This window comes from Mesorhizobium sp. M8A.F.Ca.ET.021.01.1.1 (assembly GCF_003998025.1).
Lineage (GTDB): Bacteria > Pseudomonadota > Alphaproteobacteria > Rhizobiales > Rhizobiaceae > Mesorhizobium.
This window is the reverse complement of record NZ_RZSJ01001102.1, coordinates 1-508: the sequence shown is the minus strand read 5'-3', so window position 1 is coordinate 508 and position 508 is coordinate 1. Positions and strand designations below refer to the sequence as shown.

General features: G+C 65.9%; 1 pseudogene. It reads right to left on the bottom strand.

Annotated elements, in window-relative coordinates:
• Positions 1-102: 102 nt before the first annotated feature.
• A pseudogene (locus EOA36_RS36810) lies at positions 103-508 on the bottom strand (tyrosine-protein kinase family protein); the annotation flags it as partial.

Here is a 508-nt window from a genome sequence, read left to right as displayed (position 1 = left end):
CATGTACAAAGGCCCGCCGCCGGGGCTTGACGACAACAGGATATTCGGCGTGACGACGCTGGAACTGGGATAGGCCAGGCGTGCCTTTGAGCGGCGGCTCTTTCAGGCTGCTGAACGTCGCCCCGGCACCGGATTGCCTGGCGGCTCGTGGCCGAGCGGCGTCACCAGCGTCAGGTCGGGATAGCCGCTCTCGATCAGCTTGACCGCAGCCTGCGTCACCTCGTCGTCGGCCTCCAGCATCGACAAGAACACCTCGGTGGCCTCCCCGCCCAGACGGCTGATGCCTTGTGCATCGGCCGGCCCGCACTCGACCACCACCAGATCATAGGCTGTCGTCAGCGACTGCATGATGATCGGCAGCCGGTCGGCGGCACGCATGGCACGCACCGGATCGGCGGTGCCCACCGGGATGACATGGCAGTCGGAATAGAGGTCGGCATGGATCACGTCGCTGAACTGCGCCTGCGACGCCAGCAGATTGGTGATGCCGGGGAAAAGCCCGCTGTCC